4 protein-coding genes are annotated in these 4,178 nt (G+C 77.3%); 3 read left to right on the forward strand and 1 reads right to left on the reverse strand.

The window, feature by feature from the left end; all coding sequences use genetic code 11:
- The first annotated feature begins 120 nt into the window (after positions 1-120).
- Positions 121-1,158 (forward strand): EamA family transporter, encoded by a 1,038-nt coding sequence (locus L1885_RS24655; RefSeq protein WP_235799375.1) that lies wholly within the window; start codon positions 121-123, stop codon positions 1,156-1,158.
- Between the two features lie 359 nt (positions 1,159-1,517).
- A complete protein-coding gene (locus tag L1885_RS24660; RefSeq protein WP_235799376.1) occupies positions 1,518-2,540 on the forward strand; it encodes a DMT family transporter in 1,023 nt (340 codons plus the stop codon).
- Between the two features lie 135 nt (positions 2,541-2,675).
- Here the strand turns inward: L1885_RS24660 and L1885_RS24665 are convergent, their stop codons facing one another.
- Positions 2,676-3,491 (reverse strand): pyridoxamine 5'-phosphate oxidase family protein, encoded by an 816-nt coding sequence (locus L1885_RS24665; protein ID WP_235799377.1) that lies wholly within the window; start codon positions 3,489-3,491, stop codon positions 2,676-2,678.
- 42 nt (positions 3,492-3,533) lie between these two features.
- On the opposite strand from L1885_RS24665, the gene L1885_RS24670 reads away from it, so the two are divergent.
- On the forward strand, positions 3,534-4,178 hold a 645-nt coding region (locus L1885_RS24670; RefSeq protein WP_235799378.1), incomplete at its 3' end, for a GntR family transcriptional regulator.

A 4,178-nucleotide genomic window follows, 5' to 3' on the forward strand; every position in this document is an offset into this window, starting at 1 on the left:
CACCGCCTCGCGGGCGCGGACCCGCCGGCTCGGCCGCCCCGCCCGGCCTCCGCCGCCCCGCGCGCCGGCGACAGGGGTCACCGCGCAGATGGTCCTGACGTGGCCTGTCATGATGGCGCCATGCGCGTCAGTCAGGGCACCCTCCCCGCCGGCCGGGGCACCAGCCTCGGGCTCGCTCTCCTCTCCGCCGTCGCCTTCGGCGGGTCGGGCGTCGCGGCCAAGCCGCTGATCCAGGCCGGTCTCGACCCGCTCCACGTGGTCTGGCTGCGGGTCGCGGGCGCCGCCCTCGTCATGCTGCCGGTCGCGATCCGGCACCGGGACCTCCCGCGCAGGCGGCCGGCGCTGCTCGCCGGGTTCGGGCTGTTCGCCGTGGCGGGCGTCCAGGCCTGCTACTTCGCGGCCCTCTCACGCATCCCGGTCGGGGTGGCGCTGCTCATCGAATACCTCGCGCCCGCGCTCGTCCTGCTGTGGGTCCGCTTCGTGCAGCGCAGGGCGGTGACCCGTTCGGCGGCCGTGGGCGTGGTGTTCGCCGTGGCCGGCCTCGCCTGCGTGGTCGAGGTGTGGTCGGGGCTGAGCCTCGACCCGGCCGGGCTGCTCCTCGCCCTGGGCGCCGCCTGCTGCCAGGTCGCGTACTTCGTGCTCTCCGACCACGGCAGGGGGGAGTCCGACGCCGCGGACCCGCTCGGGGTGATCGCCTACGGACTGCTCGTCGGCACGGCCGTGCTGACGGCCCTCGCCCGGCCGTGGGAGATGCGGTGGCACCTGCTGGCCGGCGGCGCCCGGATGGACGGCACGCAGGTGCCCGCGTTCTGGCTGCTGTGCTGGCTCGTGCTGATGGCGACCGTCGTCGCGTACGCCACCGGGGTGGTCTCGGTGCGGCGTCTCTCGCCGCAGGTGGCGGGGGTGGTGGCCTGCCTGGAGGCGGTCGTCGCGACCGTGCTCGCATGGGTGCTGCTCGGCGAGCACCTGTCGGGGACTCGGATCGCGGGCGGGGCCGTGGTGCTGGTGGGCGCGTTCGTCGCGCAGAGCGGCACGCCGGGCAAGCCCGTGGAGGCCGTCGTCGCGGCGGGCGCTTCGCCGGCCGCCCGGGAGCAGGCGCGCCGGGAGCAGGCGCGCCGGGAGGAGGAGCGGTTGTCCGGCGAAGGGCACGGAACGTAGGCTGCCGGGCATGCATTCGACCGTGCTGCCGCCGCCCGCCGCCTGACGCGGGCGGAACCGACGACGAGGACCAGGCTCGGGCAGTCCCCGAGCGGCTTGTCGCTGCCCGCGTACCGGAGCAAGCGACCAGTTGGAGCCTTTCGTCCACGGAGTGCCACGTGTCGAGTTCGTCGTCGGCGTCGCCGGAGCCATCCGCGCCGTCCGAGCCCTCTTCCGCCCGCCCCACCCCCTCGCGGCCCGCGCCGCGCACCCCCGGCCGCGCCGCCTGCGCGCCGGGCACGGCCGCCGTACCTCCCGTACCTCCCCTCCCCGCGGCCTGGGAGGCTCCCGGCGATCCCGCCCTGCCGGGCCTCCCCGGTGTGCCGGACGCTCCCGGCGGCGCCGCGGGCGGGCCGACCGGGCGGGGCCTGCTGCAACTCGTCGTGGCCGGCCTCGCCTGGGGCACGGCCGGGGCGGCCGGGACGCTCGTCTACCGCGTCAGCGACCTCGGCCCGTTCGCGCTGTCCTTCTGGCGGTGCGCCGGAGGCCTGGTACTGCTGCTCGCGGTCCTTGCCCTGCGCGGCCGGCGGGGAGCCCTGCGCCGCCCCGCGGGCCCAGGCCGTCCCGGCGGCCGCCGCGCCGCGGCACCCGAGCCCCGTCGCCGCGCGGTGCTGCGGATCGCCGGGTCGGGCATCGCCTTCACGGTCTTCCAGACGGCCTACTTCGCGTCGGTCCGCTCGACCGGCCTCGCGGTCGGCACCGTCGTCACCCTCGGCGCCGGGCCCGTCCTCATCGCCGTCGGCGCGCGGCTGCTGATGGGCGAACGGCTCGGCGCGGGCGGGGTGGCGGCGGTGGCGGGCGCCCTCGCCGGACTCGGCGTCCTGACGCTCGGCGGCGACGGCGCGGGCTCCGCGGCCGTGCGGCCCGCCGGTGTCGCGCTCGCCGTCCTGTCCGCCGCCGGCTACGCGGCGATGACGCTGCTCACGCGGTGGCTGGGCCGGGACGGCCGCCGCTCGGACGCCATCGGGACGACGGCCTGGGCCTGCGGGACCGGCGTGGTGACGCTGCTTCCGTTCGCGCTCCTGACGGGCGGGGGAGCGGTGCCGCACTCCGCGCATCCCGCCGACGTGGTGTGGCTGCTCGTGTACGTGGCCGCGGTGCCGACGGCGCTCGCGTACGCCCTGTACTTCGAGGGCGCGGCCGTCGTGCGGGCAGCGACGGTCTCGGTCGTCATGCTGCTCGAACCGGTCAGCGCCGCGGTGATCGCCGTGGCGGTGCTGGGGGAGCGGCTGACCGCGGCGACCGTCGCCGGCACGCTCCTCCTGCTCGCAGCGGTCGGGGGCCTGGCCGGTGCCGAGGCGCGCGCCGCACGCAGGAACAGGCGCCGGGACCGGGCGGTGTAGTCGGGCGGACGCCGGGGACGCGCGGACGCCCCCGGCGGGGCGGAGCACCCGGGACCGCCCGGGCGCCGGCGGCGGTCCCGGGCGCTGCGCCTTCCGCCCCGCCGTCCGCTCCGCCTTCCGCCCTGCCGGCCGGCGTCAGGGGGCGAGCCGCGCCAGGTAGTCCGGCAGCGCGACGGCCGGGTCGAGGTCGTCCGCGGGCAGCGGCGTCCCGTACGTGCGTGCCACGGGCACCACGCCCGTCCAGTGGGGCAGGTCCGCGTCCTCCGGCTCGTCGTTCGGCCCGCCCGTGCGGACCTTCGCCGAGACCTCGTCGAGGTCGAGCCGTACGACGGCCGTCGCGGCCAGCTCCTTCGCGTTCGCGCGGCGGGAGTCCTCCGCGCGGCCCGGCAGGATGTGGTCCACGATCGCGTCGAGGGCGGTGCGCCGCTCCGCCTCGTCCGTGACCTGACGGGCCACGCCGTGCACGACCACCGAGTGGTAGTTGACGGAGTGGTGGAACGCCGAGCGTGCCAGCACCAGTCCGTCCACCTGGGTGACCGTCAGGCAGACCGGCAGGCCGGGCTCCTCGCCGGGCCCTGCGCCCTCGCCACCGGGTCCGGCGCCCGCTCCGGCCCGCTCACCGGCGGCCCGCAAGGGCCGTGAACCCGTCGAGCCGTGCACGTAGAGGCTCTCGCCGATCCGCCCGTACAGCGTGGGCAGCACCACGGGCGCGCCGTCGCGGACGAACCCGAGGTGGCACAGGTACGACGCGTCGAGCAGACGGTGCACCAGCTCCCGGTCGTAGCGCGCCCGCTCCCGCGAACGGGTGGGCACGGTGCGGTCGGTGGGGCGGTATCCGGCGGGAACGGGGTCGGTGCGCGCGGGATCGGTCCGCGCGGGATCGGTGCGCGCGGGATCGGTGCGCGCGGGATCGGTGGGACGGGGGTCCGCCGCGGTGTCCGCTTCCGGCATGGGAACCTCCAGCAATCATTGAACTAGTGCATAATGTCTTTTGTGCTAGGAGAATATCGAATCGAGGGCCGCGGCGCAGCCGAGATCGCCTCGAGCGTGGAGCGAGGGGTCGCGGACGGCGACCTCGCGCCGGGGCAACTCCTGCCTCCACTGAGGGAGTTGGCGGGCGAGATCGGCGTCAATCCGAACACGGTCGCGGCGGCCTACCGGACCCTGCGCGAGCGCGGGGTCATCGAGACCGCGGGGCGCCGCGGCAGCAGGGTCCGGCAGCGGCCCGCCAGCACACCCCGCGGCTCGATCGGCGTGGACGTGCCGCCGGGCGTGCGGAACCTCTCCGACGGAAACCCCGACGTCGCCCTGCTGCCCCCGCTGCACGAGGCGCTGGCCGCCGTGGCGCGGCGCAACGCGCGCACGCCCGCCCTGTACGGCAGGGGCGACGGCCTCGACCCGGACCTCGGCCGGCTCGCCCGCGCGGGCTTCGACGCCGACGGCGTCCCGCCGGGGCCGACGGGGGTCGCCTCGGGCTCCCTCGACGTGATCGAGCGGGTCCTCGCCGCGCATCTGCGGCCCGGCGACGCCGTGGCCGTGGAGGACCCCGGCTGGGGCAGCCTCCTCGACCTCGTCTCGGCCCTCGGGCTGCGGCCGCTGCCCGTGGGTGTCGACGACGACGGCCCGCTGCCCGCCGGG

It is taken from the genome of Streptomyces fuscigenes (assembly GCF_021556455.1).
In the GTDB taxonomy this organism is placed as follows: domain Bacteria; phylum Actinomycetota; class Actinomycetes; order Streptomycetales; family Streptomycetaceae; genus Streptomyces; species Streptomyces fuscigenes.

Excerpts from the sequence above, each read along its gene's own strand:
- L1885_RS24655 (WP_235799375.1), top strand. The coding sequence starts at position 121 with ATGCGCGTCAGTCAGGGCACCCTCCCCGCCGGCCGGGGCACCAGCCTC.
- L1885_RS24665 (WP_235799377.1), bottom strand. The coding sequence starts at position 3,491 with ATGCCGGAAGCGGACACCGCGGCGGACCCCCGTCCCACCGATCCCGCG.